Here is a 25,545-nt window from a genome sequence, read left to right as displayed (position 1 = left end):
GGCTCCACACCTACAATCACCACCGCGGACACACCGCACTCGCAGGCAAGCCACCCGCCAGCCGCGTCCCCAACCTCACGGGTCAGAACACCTAGACCTCGACGAAGGGTTCCGGATAGCGGCAGAGCCCGCGCGGGCCGCCGTCGTACGCCGCCAACGGCAGCGCCTGGAAGTACGCCTCCGGCACCTCGAACGGGCCGGTGACCTCGTGCCGCCCGGCCGGGGCGAAGCCGAACCGGCCATAGTAGCCCGGATCGCCGAGGACGACCACCAGCTTCTCCCCCGCTTCCTCGGCCGCCGAAAGCGCGGCCCGGACGACGAGTTCGCCGACGCCCTTGCGCTGCCACTCGGGCGCGACCGCGACCGGCGCGAGCGCCAGCGCGTCACCGCCACCCCCGCCGTCGCCGACCCGCAACCGGGTCAGCAGGGCGTGCCCGATCACCAGACCGGACTCGTCCACCGCGACCAGCGACAGCCCGGGCAGCCAGGCGGGATCGCGGCGCAGCGCGTCCACCAGATCGGCCTCGTCCGGGCCGGGGAACGCGGCCATGTGAACCCGCCTGGTCGCCGGGGCGTCCTGCGGACTCTCGACTCTCGTAGTGACCTGAGTGACCTGAGTGACCTGCATGAGTCAACCCTCCCTGCGTCTCACGCCGTTGTGGACCGGCCCCGGGCGGTGGGTGGACCGTCCGGGGCCGTTGAAGGTTAGCGGATGATGCTTCGTCAGCTCTTGGGCTGCGCCTCCGACTTGGCGTCCTCGCGGACCTTCGGCTGGGCGTCGACGCCGGCCTCGCGGCGCTGCGCCGGAGTGATCGGGGTCGGGGCGCCGGTCAGCGGGTCACCACCGGTGGACGTCTTCGGGAAGGCGATGACGTCGCGGATGGTGTCGTACCCGCCCAGCAGGGTCACGATCCGGTCGAGGCCGAAGGCGACACCACCGTGCGGCGGCGGCCCGTAGTTGAAGGCGTCCAGCAGGAAGCCGAACTGCGAGGCCGCCTCCTCCTCGGAGAGGCCGATCGCGTCGAACGCCCGCTTCTGGACGTCCCGCTGGTGGATACGGATCGAACCGCCGCCCAGCTCCGAGCCGTTGAGGACCAGGTCGTAGGCGTTGGACAGGGCCGAGCCCGGGTCGGTGTCGAAGGTGGCCAGCGACTCCGCGGTCGGGGCGGTGAACGGGTGGTGCACCGCGTGCCAGCCCTGGAACTGGCCCTTGTCGTCCTCGATCGGCTCGAACATCGGGAAGTCGACGACCCAGAGGAAGGCCCACTTGGACTCGTCGATCAGCTCGCAGCGGCGGCCGATCTCCAGACGGGCGGCGCCCAGCAGCTCCTGCGAGGCGCGCTCCTTGCCGGCCGCGAAGAAGACCGCGTCGCCGTTCTTGGCGCCGGCCGCGGCGGCGAGGCCGGCCAGGTGCTCCTCGGAGAGGTTCTTGGCGACCGGGCCGCGCAGCTCGCCGGTCTCGGCGTCGATCAGCACGTAGGCGAGGCCCTTGGCGCCGCGCGCCTTGGCCCAGTCCTGCCAGGCGTCCAGCTGCTTGCGCGGCTGCGAGGCACCGCCCGGCATGACCACGGCGCCGACGTACGGGGCCTGGAAGACGCGGAACTCGGTGCCCTTGAAGTACTCGGTGAGGTCGGTGAGTTCCTGGCCGAAGCGGACGTCCGGCTTGTCGGAGCCGTAGCGGCCCATCGCGTCCGCGTAGGTCATCCGCGGCAGCGGGTTGGGGATCTCGTAGCCGTGCACCTCGCGCCAGACGGCACCGATGATCTTCTCGCCGAGGGCCAGGACGTCCTCCTGGTCGACGAAGGAGGCCTCGATGTCCAGCTGGGTGAACTCCGGCTGGCGATCGGCGCGGAAGTCCTCGTCGCGGAAGCAACGGGCGATCTGGTAGTAGCGCTCCATGCCGGCCACCATCAGCAGCTGCTTGAACAGCTGGGGCGACTGCGGCAGCGCGTACCAGTGGCCGGGCTGCAGGCGGACCGGCACGAGGAAGTCGCGGGCGCCCTCGGGGGTGGAGCGGGTGAGGTACGGCGTCTCGATGTCGAGGAAGTCGTTCTCCTCCATCACCCGGCGGATGATGTTGTTGACCTTCGAGCGCAGCCGCAGGCCCTTGGCCGGGCCCTCACGGCGCAGGTCCAGGTAGCGGTAGCGCAGCCGGACCTCCTCGTTGACCGTACCCGGCTCGTACTCGGCGACCGGGAAGGGCAGCGGGGCGGCCTCGGAGAGCACCTCGATCCCGCTGACCACGACCTCGACGGCGCCGGTCGGAATCTCCGGGTTCTCGTTGCCCTCGGGGCGGACCCGGACGTCGCCGACGACCTTGACGCAGTACTCGGCGCGCAGGCCGTGCACCGAGTCCAGGTCGCGGACCACGATCTGCACGGTGCCGGAGGCGTCGCGCAGGTCGATGAAGGCCACGCCGCCGTGGTCGCGGCGGCGGGCGACCCAGCCGGCCAGGGTGACGGTGGTGCCTGCGTGCTCCGGGCGGAGCGTGCCCGCGTCGTGCGTGCGGATCACAGCTGCTTCTCCTTCAGGGTGGTGACGAGTGCGTCGAGGGCGACGGGGGTCTGCTCGCCGGTGCTCATGTCCTTGAGCTGGACGACGCCCTCGGCGAGGTCCCGGTCCCCGGCGATCAGGGCGAAGCGGGCGCCGGACCGGTCGGCGGACTTCATGGCGTTCTTGATGCTCTTGACGCCGAAGGCGAGGTCGGTGGCGACGCCGGCCCGGCGCAGCTCGATCACCTTGGCGAACAGGATGTTCTTGGCCTCCTCGCCGAGCGCGACGGCGTAGACGGAGGTGACGGCCGGCAGGTCGAGGACGACGCCCTCGGCCTCCAGGGCCAGGTAGGTGCGGTCCACGCCGAGGGCCCAGCCGACGGACGGCAGCGCGGGGCCGCCGATCATCTCGGACAGGCCGTCGTAGCGGCCGCCGCCGCCGATCGCGGACTGGGCGCCGAGGCCGTCGTGCACGAACTCGAAGGTGGTGCGGGTGTAGTAGTCCAGGCCGCGGACCAGCTTCGGGTCGTCGACGAAGGCCACGCCGTTGGCGGTGAGCAGCTCGCGGACCTTCTCGTCGTACGCCTTGCAGTCCTCGCAGAGGAAGTCGCGCAGCATCGGGGCGCCGACCAGCTGCTCCTGCACCGACTCGCGCTTGTCGTCCAGGACGCGCAGCGGGTTGATCTCGGCGCGGCGGCGGGTCTCGTCGTCCAGGTCGAGGCCGGCCAGGAACTCGATCAGGGCGGCGCGGTAGACCGGGCGGCACTGCTTGTCGCCGAGGCTGTTGAGCAGCAGCGAGTAGTTGCTCAGTCCCAGCGAGCGGAAGGCGTCGTCGGCCAGGATGATCAGCTCGGCGTCCAGCGCCGGGTCCTCGGCGCCGATCGCCTCGGCGCCGACCTGGGAGAACTGGCGGTAGCGGCCGGCCTGCGGGCGCTCGTAGCGGTAGTACGAGCCGGAGTACCACAGCTTGACAGGCAGGTTGCCCAGCTTGTGCAGGTTGGCCTGGAGCGCGGCGCGCAGCACCGAGGCGGTGCCCTCGGGGCGCAGCGCGAGGTCCTCCTTGCCGCGCTTGGTGAGGGAGAACATCTCCTTGGTGACGATGTCGGTGGACTCGCCGACACCGCGCGAGAACAGCTTCACGTCCTCGAAGACCGGGGTCTCGATGTAGCCGTAACCGGCCCGGCGGGCGGGCGCGGCGATGCGCTCGCGGATCGCCAGGAAGGTCGCGGAGCTGGGGGGCAGCAGGTCGTAGGTGCCCTTGGGGGCGGTGAAGGTGCTCAACTTCTCTTCCGTCACATTCCTCGTCGCGGGAAAGCCGGGGCGCCGGCCGCCCCTGCTGCCTGTCGGAGGTAGGGGTTGGTGGCGCGCTCGCGGCCGATGGTCGTCTGTCCGCCGTGGCCGGAGAGGACCACGGTGGTGTCGTCGAGGGGCAGGCACACCCGGGCCAGCGAGCGCATGATCGCCTCGCTGTCCCCGCCCGGGAGGTCGGTACGCCCGATGGAGCCGGCGAACAGCAGGTCGCCCGAGAACAGCACCGGGGGGAGGTCCTCGGCACCGGGCGTCCGGAAGGTCACCGACCCCCCGGTATGGCCCGGGGCGTGGTCCACGGTGAGCTGCAGGCCGGCCAGCTCCAGCACGCTGCCGTCGGTGAGCTCGCGCACGTCGTCGGGCTCGCCGACGGTGAGCTCACCCATCAGCTGGGTGCCCAGGGAGCGGCCGAGCGCCTTCTCCGGGTCGGACATCATGTACCGGTCCTCGGGGTGGATCCAGGCCGGCACGCCGCGGGCGCCGCAGACCGGGACCACCGAGGCGACGTGGTCGATGTGGCCGTGGGTGAGCAGCACGGCGACGGGCTTGAGCCGGTGCTCGCGGATGAGCTCCTCGACGCCGCGGGCGGCCTGGTGGCCGGGGTCGACGATGACGCACTCCTCGCCCGCCGCCGGCGCGACCAGGTAGCAGTTGGTGCCCCAGGCTCCAGCGGGGAATCCGGCGATGAACACGCGCGTCCTTCGGGTGTGCGGCGACAAGCTGCGGTGGCTACCAGTAGTGATGTGTAAGGGCAGCCTACCGGCGGGCCGGGTCCGGTTGCGAACCAGATAGCGGTGGCGGGCCGGGCCGTCGATGAGGTTCACCCCGTTCTTACGGGCCCGGTCCCTACACTTGGCCGCCGATGGATGCGATGATCCGCTTCGGAATCCATCCACTCTTTCCGCACATCCTCAGGAGACACGGCCGGTGGTCAGCAGCGAACAGCGGCGGCGGCAGCTCGCCCGCGAGAAGTACGAGCGCCAGATGCAGCGCCGTTCCGAGGCGGCGGCCGCCCGCAAGCGCCGCAACACGATCATGGGCTCCTCGCTCGCCGTCGTGGTGCTGGCCGGCGGCGGCACGCTGTTCGCCACCGGCGCGTTCGACTCGGACAAGGACAAGAGCGCCTCGGCCGCCTCCTCCGCCCAGGCCGCGCCGACCCAGGCCACGCCCACCGAGCCGACCACCCCGACCCGCAAGCCGGTCGAGGGTTGCACCGCCCCGGCGCCGGGCGCGCCCAACGGCAAGCAGTTCAAGACCGAGCCGGCCATGTCGATCGACCCGAGCGGCTCGTACACCATGGCGCTGGACACCAACTGCGGCAAGGTGACGATCGCGCTGGACGCGGCGAAGGCCCCGCACACCGTGAACTCCTTCAGCTTCCTGGCCGGTGAGCAGTACTTCGACCACACCAAGTGCCACCGCCTCACCACGGACGGCATCTTCGTGCTCCAGTGCGGCGACCCGACCGCCAGTGCGACCGTCCCGGGCGGCATGGGCGGCCCCGGCTACAAGTTCAAGGACGAGAACCTGACCGGCGCCACCTACCCGGCGGGCACCGTGGCGATGGCCAACTCCGGCCCGGACACCAACGGCAGCCAGTTCTTCCTGGTCTACAAGGACACCCAGCTGCCCCCGAAGTACATCCCCTTCGGCAAGATCACCGGCGGCCTGGACGTGGTCCAGAAGATCGCCGCCGCGGGCACCCTGGAGGGCGCCCCGGACGGCCACCCGATGGCCGACGTCACCTTCAACTCGGTTACTGTGTCGAAGGGTTGACCGACCCCCGGGGCCACCGGCGGCGGGCGCTCCAGGCGCCCCCGCCCGGCCCCGGACCGAAATCGCCCGGCCCGGATGCGGACAGCACCGGGCCTGGTCGCCTATGTTGGCGTTGTATAGGGTGCCCGGACCCGCCCAGCCGTCACCCGCGGCAGCAGGACACGGCGGACGGGGACGGCGGACTCATCGGTCCGCCGCACATCAACTGTGGACGACGGACGCGCGCCGCCCCGGCGCGGGCGCGACGTCATGTGGAGGACGCGCTATGAGCAGCGACCCGTGGGGCCGTGTGGACGAGCAGGGCACGGTGTACGTCAGGACCGCCGACGGCGAACGTGTCGTGGGTTCCTGGCAGGCCGGCTCGCCCGAGGAGGCCCTCGCCTACTTCGAGCGCAAGTACCAGGGCATCGAGGTGGAGATCGGCCTGCTGGAAAAGCGGGTGCGCACCACCGACCTGGCCGCCAAGGACGCCCAGACCGCGCTGGAGCACCTCCGCGCGCAGGTCGTCGAGGGGCACGCGGTGGGCGACCTGGACGCGCTGGCCAAGCGGCTGGACACGCTCGCCGGTGAGATCGAGACCCGGCGGGAGGAGCGCAAGGCCGCCCGTGCCAAGGCCCAGGACGAGACCCGCTCCGCCAAGGAGGCCCTGGTCTCCGAGGCCGAGCAGCTCGCCGAGTCCACCCAGTGGCGGGAGGCCGGGGACCGGCTGCGCGCCCTGGTGGACACCTGGAAGGGCCTGCCGCGGCTGGACCGCAAGAGCGACGACGAGCTGTGGCACCGCTTCTCGCACGCCCGCTCGGTCTTCTCCAAGCACCGCAAGGCGCACTTCGCCACCCTGGATGCCGAGCGCGAGCAGGCCCGGCAGACCAAGGAGGCGCTGGTCGCCGAGGCCGAGGCGCTGTCCTCGTCCACCGAGTGGGGCAGCACCGCGGCCGCCTACCGCGACCTGATGGCGCGCTGGAAGGCCGCCGGCCGGGCGCAGCGGGACGTCGAGGACGAGCTGTGGGCCCGGTTCCGCGGCGCTCAGGACGTCTTCTTCCAGGCCCGTTCCTCGGTGTTCAGCGAGCGGGACGCCGAGCAGGTGGCCAACCAGAAGCTCAAGGAGGCGCTGGCGGTCGAGGCCGAGGCGATCCTGCCGATCACCGACCTGAAGGCCGCCAAGGCCGCGCTGCGCGACGTCAACGAGCGCTGGGAGGCGGTCGGGCACGTGCCGCGCGACGTCCGTCCGAAGCTGGACGGCCGGCTGAACGCGGTCGAGCGGGCGATCCGCGAGGCCGAGGACGCCGAGTGGAAGCGCTCCAACCCGGAGGCCAAGGCTCGCGCGGCCGGCATGGTGGGCCTGTTCCAGGCCAAGGCCGACAAGATCCAGGCCGACCTGGACAAGGCCCGCGCGGCCGGCAACACCGCCAAGGCCGCCAAGCTGGAGTCGGAGCTGGCGGGCGTGCAGACCCTGCTGGAGCAGGCGCACAAGAGCCAGGAGGAGTTCAGCGGCTGAGCCGGCTGAACCGCCTGAGGCCTGCTGAGGTCCGAAACGAGGAAGGCCCCCGGGGAGTTCCCCCGGGGGCCTTCCTCATGCCGTCACTTGCGGGCGGAGGTGACGCGGTAGACGTCGTACACGCCCTCGACGCCGCGCACCGCCTTGAGCACGTGGCCCAGGTGCTTGGGGTCGCCCATCTCGAAGGTGAAGCGGCTCATCGCCACCCGGTCCCGGGAGGTCTGGACCGCCGCCGACAGGATGTTGACGTGCTGGTCGGAGAGCACCCGGGTGACGTCCGAGAGCAGACGGGAGCGGTCCAGCGCCTCGACCTGGATCGCCACCAGGAACACCGAGGACTGGGTGGCCGCCCACTCGACCTCGATGATCCGCTCGGGCTGCTGGCTCAGCGACTCGACGTTGACGCAGTCGGCGCGGTGCACCGAGACGCCGTTGCCGCGGGTGACGAAGCCGACGATCGGGTCGCCCGGCACCGGGGTGCAGCAGCGGGAGAGCTTGACCCAGACGTCCTCGACGCCCTTGACGATCACGCCCGGATCGCCCTTGGCCCGGCGGCGGACCGCCCGGCGGGTGTCGTGGGTCGGGGTCGCGGTCTCGGCGAGGTCCTCGGTCGCGCCCTCCTCGCCACCGAGCGCCTGGACCAGCTTCTGGACGATGTTCTGCGCGGCGACGTGCCCCTCGCCGATGGCGGCGTAGAGCGAGGAGATGTCGGGGTAGCGCATCTCGTGGGCCAGGGTGACCAGCGAGTCGCCGGTCAGGATCCGCTGGATCGGCAGGCCCTGCTTGCGCATCGCCCGGACGATCGCCTCCTTGCCGTGCTCGATCGCCTCCTCCCGGCGCTCCTTGGAGAACCAGGCGCGGATCTTGTTCCGGGCGCGCGGCGACTTGACGAAGCCCAGCCAGTCCCGGGACGGGCCGGCGTTCTCCGCCTTGGAGGTGAACACCTCGACGGTGTCGCCGTTCTCCAGGGTCGACTCCAGCGGCACCAGCCGTCCGTTGACCCGGGCCCCTATGGTCCGGTAGCCGACCTCGGTGTGCACCGCGAAGGCGAAGTCGACCGGGGTCGCCCCGGCCGGCAGGGCTATCACGTCACCCTTGGGGGTGAAGACGAAGACCTCGTTGCTGGCCAGGTCGAAGCGGAGCGACTCCAGGAACTCGCCCGGGTCGGCGGTCTCCTTCTGCCAGTCCAGCAGCTGCCGCAGCCAGGCCATCTCGTTGACGGCGCCGGCCTTGTCGTCCTTGCGGACCTGGGTCGGGGTGTCGGTGCGGACCTTGGACGCCCCGGCGACCGCGCGCTGCTTGTACTTCCAGTGCGCGGCGATGCCGTACTCGGCCCGCCGGTGCATGTCGAAGGTGCGGATCTGGAGTTCGACGGGCTTGCCGCCGGGACCGATCACCGTGGTGTGCAGCGACTGGTACATGTTGAACTTGGGCATCGCGATGTAGTCCTTGAACCGCCCCGGCACCGGGTTCCACCGCGCGTGGATGGTGCCCAGCGCCGCGTAGCAGTCGCGGACGGTGTCGACCAGGACCCGGATGCCCACCAGGTCGTAGATCTCGGCGAAGTCCCGGCCCCGGACGATCATCTTCTGGTAGACCGAGTAGTAGTGCTTCGGCCGGCCGGTGACCGAGGCGGTGATCCGGGCGCCGCGCAGGTCCGACTCGACCTGGTCGATGACGGTCGCCAGGTACTCGTCCCGCTTGGGGGCGCGCTCGGCGACCAGCCGGACGATCTCGTCGTACATCTTGGGGTAGAGGATCGCGAAGGCGAGGTCCTCCAACTCCCACTTGATGGTGTTCATGCCCAGCCGGTGCGCCAGCGGGGCGTAGATCTCCAGCGTCTCGCGGGCCTTCTTCTCCTGCTTCTCCCGCTTGAGGTAGCGCATGGTGCGCATGTTGTGCAGGCGGTCGGCCAGCTTGATCACCAGGACGCGCGGGTCCTTGGCCATCGCCACGACCATCTTGCGGACGGTCTCTGCCTGCGCGGCCTCGCCGAACTTGACCCGGTCAAGCTTGGTGACGCCGTCGACCAGCAGGGCCACCGAGTCGCCAAAGTCCTTGCGCAGGGTCTCCAGGCCGTAGTCGGTGTCCTCGACGGTGTCGTGCAGCAGCCCGGCCATCAGGGTCGGGGCGTCCATGCCGAGTTCGGCGAGGATGGTCGCCACGGCCAGCGGGTGGGTGATGTACGGGTCGCCGCTCTTGCGCTTCTGCCCGCGGTGCCACTTCTCGGCGACGGCGTAGGCGCGCTCGATGTCGCGCAGCAGCGCCGGGTCGGCCTTGGGGTCGTTCGCCCGGATCGAGCGGAACAGCGGCTCCAGAACGGGGTTCAGCACGCTGGAGCGCTGGCCGCCGAGGCGGGCCAGCCGGGCGCGCATGCCGCCGCCGGTACCGGAGCCACGGCCGAGCGGGGCGAGCGGGCGCGAGGAGGTCGGCGTCGGGCGTGCCGGGGTGGCCCCCGAGGGCGTGGGACGGTTTTCGGGGGCGGCCGCTGCGGCCGTGGGCACAACCTCGTCGGGCAAGGACACTCCTCGGGGCACCGGGGCCGACCCCCCGCCGGGGCCCGTGCGGACCGGGCGCAACCGGGAGGGGATGAATCTTCATGGTACCGAGCCGGGCGGCCCTGTGTTCATCCGGCCGGGCCCGTAAACGGAAGGACGGCGGTCGGATGATCCGACCGCCGTCCCTTCAGCCCGTCGCCGAGCCCGTCCCTCAGACCGTGACCAGGGTCTCCAACGGGGCGCCGTTCAGGTGCCCGGCCAGCCGCTCTCGGCCGTCCAGGAAGCCCAGCTCCATCAGCACCACGACGCCCACCAGCTCGGCGCCGGCCTCCTTCACCAGGTCCAGCGAGGCGCCGATGGTGCCGCCCGTGGCCAGCACGTCGTCCACCACCAGCACCTTCTCACCGGGTTCGAAGGCGTCGCACTGCACCTCCAGCGTCGCCGAGCCGTACTCCAGCTCGTACGAGCACTGGAACACCTCGCCGGGCAGCTTGCCCTGCTTGCGGATCGGCACGAAGCCGAGCCCGGCCGCGAAGGCCGCCGGGGCCGCCAGCACGAAGCCGCGCGCCTCCAGGCCCACCACCTTGGTCGCCCCGAACTCCTTCGCCCGGTCGGCCAGCGCCCGGGTCAGGGCGCCGAAGGCCTCGGCGTCGGCGAGCAGCGGCGCGATGTCCTTGAACAGCACACCCGGCTTCGGGTAGTCCGGGACGTCCCGGATCCGGCTGTTCAGCAGCTCGGCCAGTGCGATGTCGGCGGTGGTCACGGTTCTGTCCTTAACAGTCTGGGGGCCTTGGGATCGGGCCGGAATCAGCGCTTGGTGGACGGACGGCCCTTGGTCCGCGCGGCACCGGCCGCCCGACCGCGCTGACCGACCATGCCCGCGGGCTGGTCCCCGTCCGCGCCCTCGTCCGACGGCACCTCGTCCGAGCCCTCGGCCTTGGCTGCCGCGGCCCGGTGCTGCAGGACCCGCTTGCGCAGGGCCTTCATCTCCGGCTGCTCCTCCTTGAGCTGCGCCAGCAGCGGGGTGGCGACGCAGATCGAGGAGTAGGCACCGGCCGCGAGGCCGATGAACAGCGCGAGCGAGATGTCGTTCAGGGTGCCGGCGCCCAGGAGGCCACCGCCGATGAACAGCAGCGCGGCGACCGGGAGGAGCGCCACCACGGTGGTGTTGAGCGAACGCACCAGGGTCTGGTTGAGGCCGGCGTTGGCCGCCTCGCTGTAGGTGCGCTTGTTCTGCTTGGTGAGGTCCTTGGTGTTCTCCTTCACGGTGTCGAAGACGACGACCGTGTCGTAGAGCGAGTAACCGAGGATGGTCAGGAACCCGATCACCGTACCGGGGGTGACCTCGAAGCCCACTAGGGCGTACACACCGATGGTGATCAGGAGGTCGTGGATCAGGGCGACCAGGGCGGCCACCGCCATCCGCCACTCGAAGGCGATCGCCAGGTAGATCGTCACCAGGACCATGAAGATGATCAGGCCGGTGAGCGCCTTGTTGGAGATCTGCTTGCCCCAGCTGGGGCCGATGACCTGGGCCTCGACGGTGTCCAGCGGCACGCCGATCTTCTCGGCGAGCTGCGAGCGGACCTCGTCGGAGCTCTTCGGCTCCTCCGTGCTGACCTGGATGCGGATCTTGTTGTTGTCGGTCGACTGCACCAGCGGGTGCGAGGAGACGACCTGGTCGGCCTTGTCCTGCGCCTGCGAGACGGTCAGGCCCGGCTTGGTCACGGTGTAGACCGAGCCGCCCTTGAACTCGATGCCCAGGTGCAGGCCCATGGCCAGGCCGATCGCCGCGACCAGCACGATCACACCGGAGATCGAGTACCAGAGCTTACGGCGTCCGACGAAGTCGAAGCTGACCTCGCCCTGGTAGAGCCGGTGGCCCAGATTGGAGAAGCGTGACACGGTGTCAGGCCTCCTTCACGGCGGCAGAGGAGGAGCTACGGCGACGGCTGCTGCGCAGCGGCGGGCGGGCGCCCAGCCGCTTCGGGTCCAGTCCGGACCACGGGTGACCGTTGGCGAAGAACTTGCGCCGGGCCAGCAGCGTGATCAGCGGCTTGGTGAAGAGGAAGATCACCACGACGTCGAGCGCGGTGGTCAGACCCAGGGTGAACGCGAAGCCCTGGACCTTGCCGACCGAGACCACGTAGAGCACGGCGGCACAGAGGAAGGACACGAAGTCCGAGACCAGGATGGTGCGCCGGGCGCGCGGCCAGGCCCGCTGGACCGCCGAACGCAGCGGGGCGCCCTCGCGGACCTCGTCGCGGATGCGCTCGAAGTACACGATGAAGGAGTCGGCGGTGATACCGATGGCGACGATCGCACCGCAGACCGCCGGCAGGTTCAGCGCGAAGCCGATCCCGCCGCCGAGCAGGCTCATGATCGAGTAGGTCAGGGCCGCCGAGACGACCAGACCGGCGATCGAGACCAGGCCGAGGCCGCGGTAGTAGACCAGCGAGTAGGCGACCACCAGCATCATGCCGATCGCGCCGGCCACCAGGCCGGCCTTGAGCTGGTCGCTGCCCAGCGCCGGGGAGACGGTGGTGATGTCGCTCTTGGTGAACTCCAGCGGCAGGGCGCCGTAGCTCAGAACGTTGGAGAGGTCCTGCGCCTCGGCCTGGCTGAAGCGGCCGGTGATGACCGCGCTGCCGCCCGGGATCGGGCCGTTGACCTGCGGGTGCGAGACGACCTGGTTGTCCAGCACGATGGCGAACTGGTTGGTCGGCGGGGTCTGGGTGGCCAGCTGGCCGGTGACCTTGGCGAAGGCGTCGGTGCCGGTGCCGTTGAACTGCAGCTGGACCTGCCAGCCGGCGCCGGTCTGGGTGTCGAGGCTGGGCTGGGCCTTGGAGACGTCCGCGCCCTTCACGGCCGCGGGGCCGAGGGCCAGCTTCTCGTAGTAGCCGTTCTCGGCCTTCTGGGAGCAGGCGACCATGGCCTTGTCCTCGGCGCCGGTCTGGGCGGCGCGGACCTCGGGCTTGGAGCAGTCGAGCTTCGCGAAGGCGTCGGACAGCTCCGGCGGCACGGTGCCCTGGGTCATCGCGGCGCTCAGGTCGGCGGCACTCGGCGGGGTGGCCGGGGCGCTCGGGGCGCCGCTGGCGGCCGGGGCCGCGGAACCGGTGGCGGCGGCGGACGGGGCGGTGCTCGCGCCGGTGGGGGCGGCCGACGGGCTGGCGGCCTCGGCGGCCAGGGCCTCACCGACGGCGCGGCCCTGCTTGGTGGCGCTCGCGGAGGCGGTCGGCGCGTGGCTGGCGGAGGAGCTCGCACCGGCCGAGGCCGAGGCGGTGGCCGACGGGGTGGCGCTCGGGCTGCCGGTGGCGCCGGCGGACGGGGTGCCGGTGGGCGCGGGCGGGGTGACACCGCTGGGCGCCACGGCCAGGACCGGACGGAAGAACAGCTTCGCGGTGGTACCGACCTGGTCCGCCGCGTTCTGCCGGTCGCCGCCCTTGGGGATGTTCACGATGATCGTGTCCGAGCCCTGGGTCTGGACCTCCGCCTCGGAGACACCCATTCCGTTGACCCGGCGCTCGATGATCCCGACAGCGATGTCCATGTTGGACTTGTTGACTGCCTTGGGATCGGTCGACTTCGCGGTCAGCGTGATGCTGGTGCCACCGGCGAGGTCGATTCCGAGCCGGGGCTTGGTGTTGCCCGTCCCGAACATGAGGGCGACCAGTCCGACGGTGACGACCAGGATGAGGGCCAGCGCCCGCCCTGGGTAGCCGTCGCGCGGGCGCGACTTGGGTGTTGCCACCTTGCTCGTTTCTCCCTGTCCATGCCACCTCCCCGACCGGACCCCCGTCCGGCTCGTGGCGGGACGGGGGCATGGCGGTTCTGCGGCCCTGAGGTCCTGTGGGCTCGCGGCACTGCGCCGCGCGGCCGGGCGGATTGCCCGGCCGTACTACTTGCTCGCGGGAGCCCCGCCCTCGGCATCGCCCTTCTCGGCGCTGTCCTTGGTGAGCGTCAGCGGCTTGTCCTCGACCGGCGCGGCGTCCGCGTCCTCGGACTCGGGCAGCTCGTCCTCGGCGGGGCGGCCGTTGATGATCGCGTCGTACTCCTGGGGGTCCAGGACGGCCGCGATGGCGCTCTTGGTGAAGTGGGTGACCACGCCGGGAGCGATCTCCAGCTCGACGGTCTCGTAGTTGACCGCCTTCACCTGGGCATACAGGCCGCCGATGGTGCGCACCCCCGCCCCGGGCTCCAGCGACGTCTGCATCTGCTGCATCTGCGACTGGCGCTTCTTCTGCGACCGGAACATGAGCACGATCGCGATGATCGGGAGGAGAAGGATGATGAGGTTCACTGCAGCCAGGGTCCTTTACGGGCCGCCGGCCGGCGGCCTGTGTGGTATGAGTCGGCCCGTCAGGTGAGAGGGGCGGTCCGGCGGAGTCTAGGCGACCCCGAACTGATCGGACAACGCCAAGCATCGCATCCTGCCGCCGAAAGTGGCGACCCTCCGCCTGCACAGTTTCCCCGGACTTCTCCCCTGGCTCCTCCCCGCCGTGCGGCGCCCGGGCTGGGCGGGAACCGGCGGGCACCTCTCACCCGTTCAGTCCAGGCCGGTCAACTTCCGTCCGCCCGGAACAGCTCCGGCTGGGCCGCCGGCGCGCCGCGGGTGGCCTGGACCGGCGGGGTCTGTACCGGTGGAGTCAGGCCGAGGTGCCGCCAGGCGGCGGCGGTGGCGATCCGGCCGCGCGGGGTGCGGGCGAGCAGGCCCTCGCGGACCAGGAAGGGCTCGGCCACCTCCTCGACCGTCTCGGACTCCTCCCCCACGGCGACCGCGAGTGTCGACAAACCGACCGGTCCGCCGCCGAACAGCCGCAGCAGCGCGTCCAGCACCGCTCGGTCCAGCCGGTCCAGACCGCGGGCGTCCACCTCGTACACGTCCAGCGCCTGGGCGGCGATGTCGGCGGTGACCTGGCCGTCGTGCCGTACCTGGGCGTAGTCGCGGACCCGGCGCAGCAGCCGGTTGGCGATGCGCGGGGTGCCGCGCGAGCGCCCGGCGATCTCGGCCGCGCCGGCCGGGTCTATCTCGACGTCCAGAAGCGTGGCCGAGCGGCGCACCACCCGCTGCAGCTCGTTCGGGGCGTAGAACTCCATGTGCCCGGTGAAACCGAAGCGGTCGCGCAGCGGGGGCGGCAGCAGACCGGCCCGGGTGGTGGCGCCGACCAGGGTGAAGGGCGGCAGCTCCAGCGGGATGGCGGTGGCACCCGGGCCCTTGCCGACGATCACGTCGACCCGGTAGTCCTCCATCGCCATGTAGAGCATCTCCTCGGCCGGCCGGGACATCCGGTGGATCTCGTCGAGGAAGAGCACCTCGCCCTCGGTGAGCGAGGAGAGGATCGCCGCGAGGTCCCCCGCGTGCTGGATGGCCGGGCCGGAGGTGATCCGGATCGGGGCGCCCAGCTCGGCGGCGATGATCATGGACAGCGTGGTCTTGCCGAGCCCGGGCGGGCCGCTCAACAGCACGTGGTCCGGTGCGCTGCCGCGCTTGCGGGCCGCCTGGAGCACCAGGGACAGCTGCTCGCGCACCCGCTCCTGGCCGATGAACTCGTCCAGCAGCTTAGGGCGCAGCGCCGCCTCGACCGCCTGGTCCTCGCCGTCGGCGGCGGCCGTGACCAGCCGGTCCGCAGGTTCCGAGTCGTACATCCTCGCGGGCTCCAGAGTCTCCGGTGTCGACAAACGGACAGATCGTCAGGGGATTCAGCGGGCGCGGTTGAGGCCGCGCAGCGCCAGCCGGAGCAGGGCGCCGACGTCCGGCGTCTGCTGCGCCTCCGCCTCCGGGGTGACGGCGGCGACCGCCTCGTCCGCCTCGCGCGGGGCGTAGCCGAGGCCGGTCAGCGCGGAGTGCAGCTGTTCGCTCCACGGCGCCGGGCCGCTGGCGATCGGCTTCTGCGCGGGCACCGCGCCGTGCGGGGCGCCCAGCTTGTCCTTGTACTCCAGCAGCAGCTTGGCCGCCTTCGCCTTGCCGATGCCCGGCACCGCGACCAGCGCCTTCTCGTCCCCGCCGGCGACCGCGGCGCGCAGCGCGTCGGGGCTGTGCACGCCGAGGATCGCCTGCGCCAGCTTGGGGCCGACGCCCGGCGCGGCCTGCAGGATCTCGAACACCGAGCGCTCGTCGTCGTCCGCGAAACCGAACAGGGTCAGCGAGTCCTCCCGGACCACCAGCGAGGTGGCCAGCCGGGCCGGCTCGCCCAGTCGCAGACCGGCCAGGGTGTTCGGGGTGCACTGCACGGCCATGCCCACCCCGCCGACCTCGACCACCGCGACGCCGGAGGAGATGGCCGCCACAGGGCCTTGCACGAACGCGATCACCGGATGCTGCCTTTCACGGAAGTGGAGCGGGCTGTCAGGGGCGCGGAGCGGGAGGCGGAGGAGGAGCGGGCGGCCTGGACGGCGGCCTCCAGGCGGTTGGTCGCCCCACCGCGCCAGATGTGGCAGATGGCCAGCGCCAGCGCGTCGGCGGCGTCCGCGGGCTTGGGCGGGGCGTCCAGCCGCAGCAGCCGCTGCACCATGGCTGTGACCTGCGCCTTGTCCGCCCGGCCGGAGCCGGTGACGGCGGCCTTGACCTCGCTGGGGGTGTGCAGGGTGACGGGTATGCCGCGCCGGGTGGCGCAGAGCATCGTGACCGCGCTGGCCTGGGCCGTCCCCATCACGGTCCGGACGTTGTGCTGGGCGAAGACCCGCTCGACCGCGACCAGGTCGGGCCGGTGCTCGTCCAGCCAGCCCTCGATCCCCTGCTCGACCAGCAGCAGCCGCTGCCCGATCTCGGCCTCGGCGGGGGTGCGCACCACGCCCACGCCGACCATCCGCAGTCGTCGGCCCGGCGCGCCGTCGACCACGCCGACCCCGCACCTGGTCAGCCCCGGGTCCACACCCAGCACCCGCACGTCACGCCCCGCCTCTCCGTTGGTCGCCGCTCGCCTCCGGGCGCTCGAACCCTGCGAAGGCTACCGTTCGGGTCCGACAACCCCGCCGACGACACCGGCCCGGCGGTCCTGGGACCACCGGGCCGGGCAGTGAGAACGATCGCTCACCGACGATCACTGCGCTGTGATCACTCGGCGTCGAGCTGCGCACCGACCTCGTCGGAGATGTCGAAGTTGGCGAAGACGTTCTGCACGTCGTCGCTGTCCTCCAGCGCGTCGATCAGCTTCAGGATCTTGCGGGCGCCGTCGACGTCCAGCTCGACCTGCATGCTCGGGAGGAAGTTGGCCTCGGCCGAGTCGTAGTCGACGCCGGCGTCGACCAGCGCGGTGCGCACGGCGACCATCTTGGAGGCCTCGGACACGATCTCGAAGGAGTCGCCGAGGTCGTTGATCTCCTCCGGCTCCTGGTCGAGGACGACCTCGAACAGCTTGTCCTCGTCCACGCCGTCGGCCTTGGGGACGATCACGACGCCCTTGCGGGTGAACAGGTACGACACCGAGCCCGGGTCGGCCATCGAGCCGCCGTTGCGGGTCATCGCGACGCGCACGTCGGAGGCGGCACGGTTGCGGTTGTCGGTAAGGCACTCGATCAGGACGGCGACACCGTTCGGGCCGTAGCCCTCGTACATGATGGTCTGGTAGTCGGCACCGCCGGCCTCCAGGCCGCCACCGCGCTTGACGGCGCGGTTGATGTTGTCGATCGGGACCGAGCTCTTCTTCGCCTTCTGGATGGCGTCGTAGAGGGTCGGGTTACCCGCCGGGTCGGGACCGCCGGTGCGCGCCGCCACCTCGATGTTCTTGATCATCTTGGCGAAGAGCTTGCCGCGCTTGGCGTCGATCACGGCCTTCTTGTGCTTGGTGGTAGCCCACTTAGAGTGGCCGGACATCGCCAGCTCCTTTACGTCGCCAAATGGAAATGAAACAGATGAGATCTTACCGGTGTCGTCACCGGTGAGACGCACACGGCTACCGGTGCCCTACCGGGCTGCGAGGTGCTCCTCGACCATCTTCACGAAGTAGGCGTGCACGCGGTGGTCGCCGGTGAGCTCCGGGTGGAAGGAGGTGGCCAGCAGGTTGCCCTGGCGCACCGCCACGATCCGGGCCTCCGGACCGTCCGCGGCGGGCAGCTCGGCCAGCACCTCGACGCCCGCGCCGACCGCCTCGACCCAGGGGGCGCGGATGAAGACGCCCTGCACCGGCGCGTCGTCCAGGCCCTTGAAGGCGATCCCGGACTCGAAGGACTCGTTCTGACGGCCGAAGGCGTTGCGGCGCACCGTCATGTCGATGCCGCCGACGGTCTCCTGGTCGTCCCGGCCGTCGAGGATCTTGTCGGCCAGCATGATCATGCCCGCGCAGGTGCCGTAGACCGGCATCCCGGCGGCGACCCGCTCGCGCACCGGGTCCATCACGCCGAACAGCAGCGCCAGCTTGGACATGGTGGTGGACTCCCCGCCGGGGATCACCAGCGCGTCGACCTCGGCCAGCTCCTCGGCACGGCGCACCGGACGGGCGAGCGCGTCGGCCTCGGCCAGCGCCACCAGGTGCTCGCGGACGTCGCCCTGCAGGGCGAGGACGCCGATGACTGGAGTGCTCACGGTCTTCAACCTCAATCGATCGTTACTACGGGAGTACGCGGCACGGCCCGCCGCGCGCCGAGGCGCTGCGGCGGGCCGGCCCGGAAGCGGGGAGAGCGATTACCAGCCGCGGTTGGCGTAGCGCTCGGTCTCCGGGAGGGTGTCGCAGTTGATGCCGACCATGGCCTCGCCCAGGTTGCGGGAGGCGTCCGCGATGATCTTCGGGTCGTCGAAGAAGGTGGTGGCCTTCACGATGGCGGCGGCGCGCTTGGCCGGGTCGCCCGACTTGAAGATGCCGGAGCCGACGAAGACGCCCTCGGCGCCCAGCTGACGCATCAGCGCAGCGTCGGCCGGGGTGGCCACGCCACCGGCGGAGAACAGCACGACCGGCAGCTTGCCGAGCTCGGCGACCTCCTTGACCAGCTCGTACGGGGCGCGCAGCTCCTTGGCGGCGGCGTACAGCTCGTTGTGGTCCAGGGCACGCAGCTGGCCGATCTCGTTCTTGATCTGGCGCAGGTGGCGGACGGCCTCGACGACGTTGCCGGTGCCGGCCTCGCCCTTCGAGCGGATCATGGCCGCGCCCTCGGCGATGCGGCGCAGGGCCTCGCCCAGGTTGGTGGCGCCGCAGACGAAGGGGGTGGTGAAGGCCCACTTGTCGGAGTGGTTGACCTCGTCGGCCGGGGTCAGCACCTCGGACTCGTCGATGTAGTCGACGCCGAGCGACTGCAGGACCTGGGCCTCGACGAAGTGGCCGATGCGGGACTTGGCCATCACCGGGATGGAGACCGCCTCGATGATCTCCTCGATCATGTTCGGGTCGGACATGCGGGCCACGCCGCCGTCCTTGCGAATGTCGGCCGGAACCCGCTCCAGGGCCATGACGGCCACCGCGCCGGCGTCCTCGGCGATCTTCGCCTGCTCGGCGTTGACCACGTCCATGATCACACCGCCCTTGAGCTGCTCGGCCATGCCGCGCTTGACCCGGGCGGTACCGATCTGCGGCTGGTCTGCGGTGGTGGGGGTGGTGGACACGTGAGACCTCACTCGAAGATGAACCAGTGCTATCGCCCTATGGTAGGCGGAACGGGTGGCCCCTCCATCTGCCACCAAGTCCAGCCTGGACGACGGGATGCGACAATCGGGCCGTATCCGGAGACAGCCTAAGCAGGCGCTCCCTCGGGGGTGAGGGCGGGCGGCGGAGCGTCGTCCATCTCGAAGGCCAACGGGAACGGCGCCTTCCCCGCCAGCCGGAAGTACCGCACCAGCCGGTGCTCCCGCACCGCCCGCGCCGCCCGCACCGCGTCGTTGTGGAAACGGCGGGCCATCGGCACCCGGCGCACCGCGGCCGTCAGATCACGGACGGCGTCCTCGCCGCCCGGCTCGGCCATCAGCGCCGCCACCTGCTCCGGCTCCTCGAGCACCGCCCGCAGCGCCAGGCTCAGCTGGCTCTCCGCCACCTCGCGCTGCTCGTCCTCGGCCTGCCGGGCCGCGTGCGCCGCGTCCAGCAGCAGCAGCGAGGCCGCCGGGTCCAGCAGCGAGGACGTCGCCAGCTCCATCGCCACCGAGGCCCGACGGACCAGCTGCGCGTCCAGCGCCGCCCGCGCGGCGTCGATCCGGGCGTGCAGCCGGTCCAAACGGCCGGCCGTCCAACTCAGGTACATGCCGAACAGCACCACGGCCACGCCGGCCCAGATCCAGGTAGTCACGGGCCGCTACGTTACCGGGTGTCACCGGCTCACCCCTGGGCGGTCGCGCTGCGGTAGCTCTCCCGGTCGATGTCCGCGATGTTCACGGCCGTGAACAGCCGCACGCCGGGCCCCGGCTTCACGTGCTCGGCCAGCAACGCCAGGAGACCCTCGCTCAGTGCCGCCTTCGCCTCCGGCGTGCGGCCGGGGAAGATCTGGAACTCGACGAGGACCTGCGCGTCGGCCGGGGTCCCGGTGGTCCCCACGACGAGCACCTCGCTCTGGCGGAACACCGTCTTGCACGACTCCGGCTTCGCGTCGATGGTCGCCTCCGCGAGCCGGTTGATCGCCAGGCCGAGCGGCGCCCGGTCGAAGGTGCCAGCCAGGCTGGACGAGTAGTCGACGGAGATCTGCGGCATCCTTGCCCCCATGAATCGCGGTGGTGCGGTCGCCCGACCCTAACGCCACGAACATCCGGCCCGGCCGCGGGACCCGCCGCTGCGGATCAGTCCCTGGCCAGGCCGAACCGGCCGCGCCGACCGCTGCGCACGTCCTCCTCGACCACCGCGGCCTCCCCGGCCGTCACCGTCTCGTACACCGCCAGGATGTCCGCGCCCACCGTCGACCAGTCGAACCGCCGCACGTGCCGCGAGGCCGCCTTGCGCAGCTCCTCCAGCCGGGCCGGGTCGCCCAGCAGCCGCAGCGCCGTACGGGCCAGCGCGTCCGCGTCCTCCACCGGGAACAGCTCGCCGGCGTCGCCGCCGTCCAGCACCTGCTTGAACGCGTCCAGGTCGCTCGCCAGCACCGGGGCGCCCGCCGACATCGCCTCGACCAGGATGATCCCGAAGCTCTCGCCGCCGGTGTTCGGCGCCACGTACAGGTCCACGCTGCGCAGCAGCCGGGCCTTCTCCCGGTCGGAGACCATGCCGAGGAACTCCACCTGCTTGCGGACCTCGGGCGCCAGACCGGAGACGGCCTCCTCCTCGTCGCCCTTGCCCGCGACCAGCAGCCGCACCCCCGGCCGCTCGGCCAGGATCCTCGGCAGCGCCGCCAGCAGCGTCGGCAGGCCCTTGCGCGGCTCGTTGATCCGGCCGATGAAGCCGATCGTGCCCGGCTCCCCCGCGGCCGCGCCGCCGATCCAGCGCTTGTCCGGCCCCGCGTCGGCGAAGAAGCCGACGTCCACGCCGTTCGGGATCACCACCGCGTCCCCGCCCAGGTGCTCCACCAGGGTCCGCCGGGCGTACTCCGACACCGCGATCCGGGCCCGCATCTTCTCCAGGCCCGGCTGCAGGATCGGCGAGGCCGCGATCATCGCCCGCGAGCGCGGGTTCGAGGTGTGGAAGGTGCCCACCATCGGCCCGGTCGCCGACCAGGCGGCCAGCATCGACAGGCTCGGCGAGGCCGGCTCGTGCACGTGCAGGATGTCGAAACGGCCCTCGCGCAGCCACCGCCGCACCCGCGCCGCCGACAGGATGCCGAAGCTCAGCCGCGCCACCGACCCGTTGTACGGCACCGCCACCGCCCGCCCGGCCGAGACCACGTACGGCGGCAGCGCCTCGTCGTCCTCGGCCGGCGCCAGCACCGACACCTGATGGCCCAGACCGATCAGGTGCTCGGCCAGGTCCCGGATGTGGAACTGCACCCCACCGGGGACGTCCCAGTCGTACGGGCAGACGATGCCGATCTTCACGGGTTCCTCAAGCTCCTTCGGACAGGTCGTACGGGCGCGGGCTCAGGACCCGGAGGCCTCCGCCGCGGGCTCCGGCGCCGCCTCCGGGGCGGCCTCCGCGCGCACCGCGGAAGACGTCTTCACCGTCTCACGGACCGGCAGGTCGGCCAGCCAGAGCTTCTGCAGCATGTGCCAGTCCTGCGGGTGCTCGCGGATCCCCCGCTCCCACACGTCCGCCATCTCCTGGGTCATCGCCCGGGTCCGCTCCTTGCGGTCGCCCTCCTCGGGCACCACCACCTCGGGGTGGATCCGCGCCCGCAGCACCGGGCCGTCGTACCAGAGCGTCACCGGCAGCAGCGCCGCCGCGGTCCGCTGGCACAGCGCCGCCGGCCCGGCCGGCATCCGGGTCGCCTCACCGAAGAAGGACACCTCGATACCCGCCTCCGACAGGTCCCGGTCCCCCACCAGGCAGACCAGCCGGCCCTCGCGCAGCCGCCGCGCCAGCGTGCCGATCACGTTCACCGAACCGCCGGTCAGCGCCAGGACCTCCATGCCCTGGCCCTCCCGGAACTCGACGAACCGGTCGAACAGCCGCTCCGGCTTCAGCCGCTCGGCGACCGTGGTGAACGGGTATCCCTGCTGTGCCACCCAGGTGCCCGCCAGGTCCCAGTTGCCCATGTGCGGCAGCGCTATCACCGCGCCCCGCCCGGCCTCCATCGGCCCCCGCAGGTTCTCGAAGCCCTCCACCCGGACGTCCCGGGCGACCCTGGCCCGGCTCCACACCGGCAGCCGGAAGGACTCCATCCAGTACCGCAGGTACGAGCGCATCCCGGCCCGCGACAGCGACCGCATCGCGGCCTCGTCCAGCTCCGGACGGACCCGGCGCAGATTCGCCTCCAGCTGGAGCACCCGCTTGCCGCGCCGACGCCACGCGTAGTCCGCCAGCCGGTCGAACAGCCCCCGCGCCACCGGCTCCGGCAGGTGCTTCAGCACCGCCCACCCCAGCGCGTACGCCCAGTACACCAGTCGGTCCGTCACCGCAGTACGCCCCCCATCAGCTCCCGGCCGCCGCTCGGTCGGCCTCGAACGCCTCCCGGCGCACGGTCAGCATCCGCTGGAACACCGTCACCAGGCTGCCCACCGCCACCAGCCACAGCGCCACCGGCAGCAGCCACTCCACGTACGGCACCCCGAACTTGTGCAGACCCGCGACCCCGGCCGCCACCAGGCTGGCCACCAACCGCTCGGCCCGCTCCACCAGCCCCGACACGTCACACGGCAGGCCCTGGCTCTCCGCCCGCGCCTTGGTGTACGACACCACCAGACCGCTCGCCAGGCAGAAGATCGCCACCGCGCAGAGCAGGTTGTTGTCGCCCTTGCCCGCGTACCACATCGCCAGGCCGCCGAAGATCGCCGCGTCCGCGACCCGGTCCAGCGTGGAGTCCAGGAAGGCCCCCCACTTGGTGCTCCGGCCCAGCTGACGGGCCATGTTGCCGTCCACCAGGTCCGAGAAGATGAACAGCGTGATCGTGATGGTGCCCCAGAAGAACTCCCCACGCGGGAAGAACACCAGCGCACCGGCCACCGAACCGGCGGTACCGATCAGCGTCACGGCGTCCGGGCTCACACCCAGGCGGATCAGGAACGCGGCGAACGGGGTCAGGACACGTGTGAAGAAGGCACGCGCGTATTTGTTGAGCATGGCCTTCCCAGCCGCTCCGATCTCCCAGGTACCCGCCTGGCGCAGCACGCGCGGCAGACGGCCGGACGAATGAGCCCGCCCGGCGCACCCATCGTAGCCACGCCGGAGACACGCTCCGCCGCACGCACCGCCGGACGGGACACCAGCCACCGCCCACACACGCACGGTCACCGACCGGCCGCACGACACGCGCCGACGCGACACCCGACCCTAGACTGCGAAGGACAGCCTCGGCGCTACGGGAGGAGACCCCGATGCCCGACCGCAGCACGGCACGTGCCGGCCAGGCGCCCGCCGTCACCGGCCCCCGGGACCTGCGCAACGTCGTCCTCATCGGCTCCAGCGGTGTGGGCAAGACCACCCTCGCCGAATCCCTCGCCCTCGCCGCCGGCGCCACCGGCCGCGCCGGACGCGTCGCCGACGGCACCACCGTCTCCGACCACGAGGAGATCGAGCAGCAGCAGCAGCGCTCCGTCCAGCTCTCGCTGCTCCCGCTCGAATGGAAGGGCGTCAAGATCAACCTGATCGACCCGCCCGGCCACCCCGACTTCACCGCCGACCTGCGCGCCGCCCTGCACGCCGCCGACGCCGCCGTCTTCGTCGTCTCCGCCACCGACCCGGTCACCGCCCCCACCCGTGCCCTCTGGCGCGAGTGCGCCGCCGAGGGCATCCCGCGCGCCGTCGCCGTCGCCAAGCTCGACCTCGCCCGCATCGGCTTCGACGACATCCTCACCGCCTGCCACGACGCCTTCGAGCTCGGCCCGGACACCCTCCGCCCGCTCTTCCTGCCCGTCCTCCACGACGGACACCCCGACGGCAGCGTCGACCTGCTCACCGGCGACACCTACGGCGATGCCGCCCCGCTCCCCGACACCGGCCCCGCCCACGACAGCCTCGTCGAGGCCATCTCCGGCCAGGACGACACCCTCATGGAGCGCTACCTGGCCGGCGACACCCTCGACTCCGACTCCCTCGAAGCCGGCATGCGCCGCGAGTTCCTCGCCTGCACCCTCCACCCCGCCGTCCCCACCAGCGAGAACGGCCTCGGCGCCGCCGAACTCCTCGACCTCATCGCGCACACCTTCCCCGACCCCACCGAACGCACCCGCCCCGCCCCCGACTGCGACCCCGACGCCCCGTTCGCGGCCCAGGTCGTCCGGGTCACCGGCGACGCCTACGTCGGCCGGATCAGCCTGCTGCGCCTGTACGCCGGCACCCTGCGCCCCGACACCAAGATCCACCTGGTCGGCCCCACCCACACCGCCGACCAGAACGGCGACGAACGCGTCACCGCCCTCACCAGCCCCTTCGGCAAGCTCCAGCGCCCCGTCCCGCACGCCGTCGCCGGCGACCTCGTCTGCGCCGCCAAACTCACCACCGCCCGGGCCGGCGACACCGTCCACGAACCCGGTCACCCCGTCGAACTCGACGGCTGGCGCCTCCCCGAAGCCCTTCTGCCGGTCGCCGTCGAAGCCCACAGCAAGGCCGACGACGACAAGCTCTCCCAGGCCCTCACCCGGCTCACCGCCGAGGACCCGGCGCTACGCCTGGAACAGAACCCCGACACCCACCAGCTCGTCCTCTGGTGCACCGGCGAGGCCCACGCCGAGGTCGTCCTCGACCGGCTGCGCACCCGCCACGGCGTCCACGTCGACACCGTCGAGCCCAAGGTCGCCCTGCGCGAGACCTTCGGCACCGCCGCCGCCGGCCACGGCCGTCTGGTCAAACAGTCCGGCGGGCACGGCCAGTACGCCATCTGCGACCTGGAGGTCGAACCGCTGCCGGCCGGGTCCGGCTTCGAGTTCCAGGAACACGTCGTCGGCGGCGCCGTCCCCAAGCACTTCATCCCCTCCGTCGAGAAGGGCGTCCGCGCCCAACTCGCCAAGGGCGTCGCCACCGGCTACCCGCTCGTCGACGTCCGGGTCACCCTCACCGACGGCAAGGCGCACTCCGTCGACTCCTCCGACGCCTCGTTCCAGAACGCCGCCGCCCTCGCCCTGCGCGACGCCGCCGAGCACGCCGTCATCCGGCTGCTCGAACCCGTCGCCGCCGTCAGCGTCCTGCTGCCCGACGAGTACCTCGGCGCCGTCCTCGGCGACCTCTCCGCCCGCCGCGGCCGGGTCCTCGGCACGGAGACGGGCGGGCCCAACCTCACCCTGCTGCGCGCCGAAGTCCCCGAACTCGAACTCGTCCGCTACCCGACCGACCTGCGCTCGCTCACCCACGGCACCGCCGAGTTCTCCCGTGCCTACCTGCGCCACGAACCCATGCCGACCGCCCTGGCCGCGCGCTACACGGACTGAGGGCGCGCCCAGGCGTGTCTGACAATTCCCGCCGCCCGGCGGGGCATATGATAAACGCCACAAGGGTGGGGGCCCCCCACAAAAGGAAAAGAGGGGGGGGGGGAAAGAATGGTGATT

General features: G+C 71.6%; 23 protein-coding genes. 3 read left to right on the top strand and 20 right to left on the bottom strand.

Annotated features, from left to right (window positions below):
- Positions 1-91: 91 nt before the first annotated feature.
- The 4 genes from ACWC9T_RS34420 to ACWC9T_RS34405 all read right to left on the bottom strand — a co-directional run bounded on the left by ACWC9T_RS34420 (position 92) and on the right by ACWC9T_RS34405 (position 4,492).
- A complete protein-coding gene (locus ACWC9T_RS34420) occupies positions 92-628 on the bottom strand; it encodes a GNAT family N-acetyltransferase (RefSeq protein WP_449824984.1) in 537 nt (178 codons plus the stop codon).
- A 95-nt stretch (positions 629-723) separates the two neighbouring features.
- Entirely contained in the window at positions 724-2,514 is a 1,791-nt protein-coding gene (gene aspS / locus ACWC9T_RS34415) for an aspartate--tRNA ligase (protein ID WP_449824983.1), read from the bottom strand.
- The gene (gene hisS, locus ACWC9T_RS34410; RefSeq protein ID WP_449824982.1) at positions 2,511-3,773 is read right to left on the bottom strand and encodes a histidine--tRNA ligase; all 1,263 of its coding nucleotides are present in this window, start codon (positions 3,771-3,773) and stop codon (positions 2,511-2,513) included. The genes aspS and hisS overlap by 4 nt, the downstream gene beginning before the upstream one ends.
- Before the next feature lie 11 nt (positions 3,774-3,784).
- A complete protein-coding gene (locus ACWC9T_RS34405; protein WP_449824981.1) occupies positions 3,785-4,492 on the bottom strand; it encodes an MBL fold metallo-hydrolase in 708 nt (235 codons plus the stop codon).
- Positions 4,493-4,727: 235 nt separating this feature from the next.
- Here ACWC9T_RS34405 and ACWC9T_RS34400 point away from each other — a divergent pair, with 235 nt between their 5' ends.
- Positions 4,728-5,576, top strand: coding sequence for a peptidylprolyl isomerase (locus ACWC9T_RS34400; RefSeq protein ID WP_449824980.1), 849 nt, complete (start codon positions 4,728-4,730; stop codon positions 5,574-5,576).
- Positions 5,577-5,841: 265 nt separating this feature from the next.
- Complete coding sequence (locus tag ACWC9T_RS34395) at positions 5,842-7,071, top strand: DUF349 domain-containing protein (protein ID WP_449824979.1); 1,230 nt, start codon at positions 5,842-5,844, stop codon at positions 7,069-7,071.
- A gap of 83 nt (positions 7,072-7,154) precedes the next feature.
- Here the strand turns inward: ACWC9T_RS34395 and ACWC9T_RS34390 are convergent, their stop codons facing one another.
- From ACWC9T_RS34390 to pgsA, 16 genes are all read right to left on the bottom strand, one after another.
- On the bottom strand, positions 7,155-9,662 hold the full coding sequence (locus ACWC9T_RS34390; RefSeq protein ID WP_449824985.1) for a RelA/SpoT family protein: 2,508 nt from the start codon (positions 9,660-9,662) through the stop codon (positions 7,155-7,157).
- Between the two features lie 118 nt (positions 9,663-9,780).
- Positions 9,781-10,332: an adenine phosphoribosyltransferase gene (locus tag ACWC9T_RS34385; RefSeq protein ID WP_449824978.1), complete on the bottom strand. Its 552-nt coding sequence runs from the start codon at positions 10,330-10,332 to the stop codon at positions 9,781-9,783.
- Positions 10,333-10,376: 44 nt separating this feature from the next.
- Complete coding sequence (secF, locus tag ACWC9T_RS34380) at positions 10,377-11,474, bottom strand: protein translocase subunit SecF (protein ID WP_449824977.1); 1,098 nt, start codon at positions 11,472-11,474, stop codon at positions 10,377-10,379.
- Between the two features lie 4 nt (positions 11,475-11,478).
- Entirely contained in the window at positions 11,479-13,320 is a 1,842-nt protein-coding gene (gene secD / locus ACWC9T_RS34375) for a protein translocase subunit SecD (RefSeq protein WP_449824976.1), read from the bottom strand.
- Between the two features lie 147 nt (positions 13,321-13,467).
- Positions 13,468-13,869 (bottom strand): preprotein translocase subunit YajC, encoded by a 402-nt coding sequence (yajC, locus tag ACWC9T_RS34370; RefSeq protein ID WP_449824975.1) that lies wholly within the window; start codon positions 13,867-13,869, stop codon positions 13,468-13,470.
- A gap of 260 nt (positions 13,870-14,129) precedes the next feature.
- Positions 14,130-15,215 (bottom strand): Holliday junction branch migration DNA helicase RuvB, encoded by a 1,086-nt coding sequence (gene ruvB / locus ACWC9T_RS34365; protein WP_449824974.1) that lies wholly within the window; start codon positions 15,213-15,215, stop codon positions 14,130-14,132.
- 54 nt (positions 15,216-15,269) lie between these two features.
- Positions 15,270-15,881 (bottom strand): Holliday junction branch migration protein RuvA, encoded by a 612-nt coding sequence (ruvA, locus tag ACWC9T_RS34360; protein ID WP_396249519.1) that lies wholly within the window; start codon positions 15,879-15,881, stop codon positions 15,270-15,272.
- Positions 15,878-16,456, bottom strand: coding sequence for a crossover junction endodeoxyribonuclease RuvC (gene ruvC / locus ACWC9T_RS34355; protein WP_449824973.1), 579 nt, complete (start codon positions 16,454-16,456; stop codon positions 15,878-15,880). The genes ruvA and ruvC overlap by 4 nt, the downstream gene beginning before the upstream one ends.
- A 167-nt stretch (positions 16,457-16,623) precedes the next feature.
- Positions 16,624-17,382, bottom strand: coding sequence for a YebC/PmpR family DNA-binding transcriptional regulator (locus ACWC9T_RS34350; RefSeq protein WP_049651428.1), 759 nt, complete (start codon positions 17,380-17,382; stop codon positions 16,624-16,626).
- 90 nt (positions 17,383-17,472) lie between these two features.
- Complete coding sequence (pdxT, locus tag ACWC9T_RS34345; protein ID WP_355669839.1) at positions 17,473-18,090, bottom strand: pyridoxal 5'-phosphate synthase glutaminase subunit PdxT; 618 nt, start codon at positions 18,088-18,090, stop codon at positions 17,473-17,475.
- A gap of 99 nt (positions 18,091-18,189) precedes the next feature.
- Entirely contained in the window at positions 18,190-19,101 is a 912-nt protein-coding gene (pdxS, locus tag ACWC9T_RS34340) for a pyridoxal 5'-phosphate synthase lyase subunit PdxS (RefSeq protein ID WP_360230125.1), read from the bottom strand.
- Between the two features lie 128 nt (positions 19,102-19,229).
- Complete coding sequence (locus ACWC9T_RS34335) at positions 19,230-19,730, bottom strand: hypothetical protein (RefSeq protein ID WP_449782306.1); 501 nt, start codon at positions 19,728-19,730, stop codon at positions 19,230-19,232.
- 74 nt (positions 19,731-19,804) lie between these two features.
- Complete coding sequence (locus ACWC9T_RS34330; protein WP_449824972.1) at positions 19,805-20,173, bottom strand: 5-carboxymethyl-2-hydroxymuconate Delta-isomerase; 369 nt, start codon at positions 20,171-20,173, stop codon at positions 19,805-19,807.
- Positions 20,174-20,259: 86 nt separating this feature from the next.
- Complete coding sequence (locus ACWC9T_RS34325) at positions 20,260-21,444, bottom strand: glycosyltransferase family 4 protein (RefSeq protein ID WP_449824971.1); 1,185 nt, start codon at positions 21,442-21,444, stop codon at positions 20,260-20,262.
- 42 nt (positions 21,445-21,486) lie between these two features.
- Positions 21,487-22,461 (bottom strand): phosphatidylinositol mannoside acyltransferase, encoded by a 975-nt coding sequence (locus ACWC9T_RS34320; RefSeq protein WP_449824970.1) that lies wholly within the window; start codon positions 22,459-22,461, stop codon positions 21,487-21,489.
- A 16-nt stretch (positions 22,462-22,477) separates the two neighbouring features.
- Complete coding sequence (gene pgsA / locus ACWC9T_RS34315; RefSeq protein WP_380546487.1) at positions 22,478-23,125, bottom strand: phosphatidylinositol phosphate synthase; 648 nt, start codon at positions 23,123-23,125, stop codon at positions 22,478-22,480.
- Positions 23,126-23,379: 254 nt separating this feature from the next.
- Between pgsA and ACWC9T_RS34310 the strand changes: the two genes are divergently transcribed.
- A complete protein-coding gene (locus tag ACWC9T_RS34310; RefSeq protein ID WP_449824969.1) occupies positions 23,380-25,428 on the top strand; it encodes an elongation factor G-like protein EF-G2 in 2,049 nt (682 codons plus the stop codon).
- The last annotated feature ends 117 nt before the right edge of the window (positions 25,429-25,545 follow it).

This window comes from Kitasatospora sp. NPDC001159 (assembly GCF_053598235.1).
This window is presented reverse-complemented; position numbering and strand designations above follow the sequence as displayed.

What these genes read in the sequence shown, in the direction of transcription:
- pgsA (WP_380546487.1), bottom strand. Translation starts at nt 23,125, where the DNA reads ATGCTCAACAAATACGCGCGTGCCTTCTTCACACGTGTCCTGACCCCG.
- ACWC9T_RS34335 (WP_449782306.1), bottom strand. Translation starts at nt 19,730, where the DNA reads ATGTACCTGAGTTGGACGGCCGGCCGTTTGGACCGGCTGCACGCCCGG.
- ACWC9T_RS34420 (WP_449824984.1), bottom strand. Translation starts at nt 628, where the DNA reads ATGCAGGTCACTCAGGTCACTCAGGTCACTACGAGAGTCGAGAGTCCG.
- ruvB (WP_449824974.1), bottom strand. Translation starts at nt 15,215, where the DNA reads ATGTACGACTCGGAACCTGCGGACCGGCTGGTCACGGCCGCCGCCGAC.
- ACWC9T_RS34310 (WP_449824969.1), top strand. Translation starts at nt 23,380, where the DNA reads ATGCCCGACCGCAGCACGGCACGTGCCGGCCAGGCGCCCGCCGTCACC.
- ACWC9T_RS34350 (WP_049651428.1), bottom strand. Translation starts at nt 17,382, where the DNA reads ATGTCCGGCCACTCTAAGTGGGCTACCACCAAGCACAAGAAGGCCGTG.
- ACWC9T_RS34395 (WP_449824979.1), top strand. Translation starts at nt 5,842, where the DNA reads ATGAGCAGCGACCCGTGGGGCCGTGTGGACGAGCAGGGCACGGTGTAC.
- ACWC9T_RS34330 (WP_449824972.1), bottom strand. Translation starts at nt 20,173, where the DNA reads ATGCCGCAGATCTCCGTCGACTACTCGTCCAGCCTGGCTGGCACCTTC.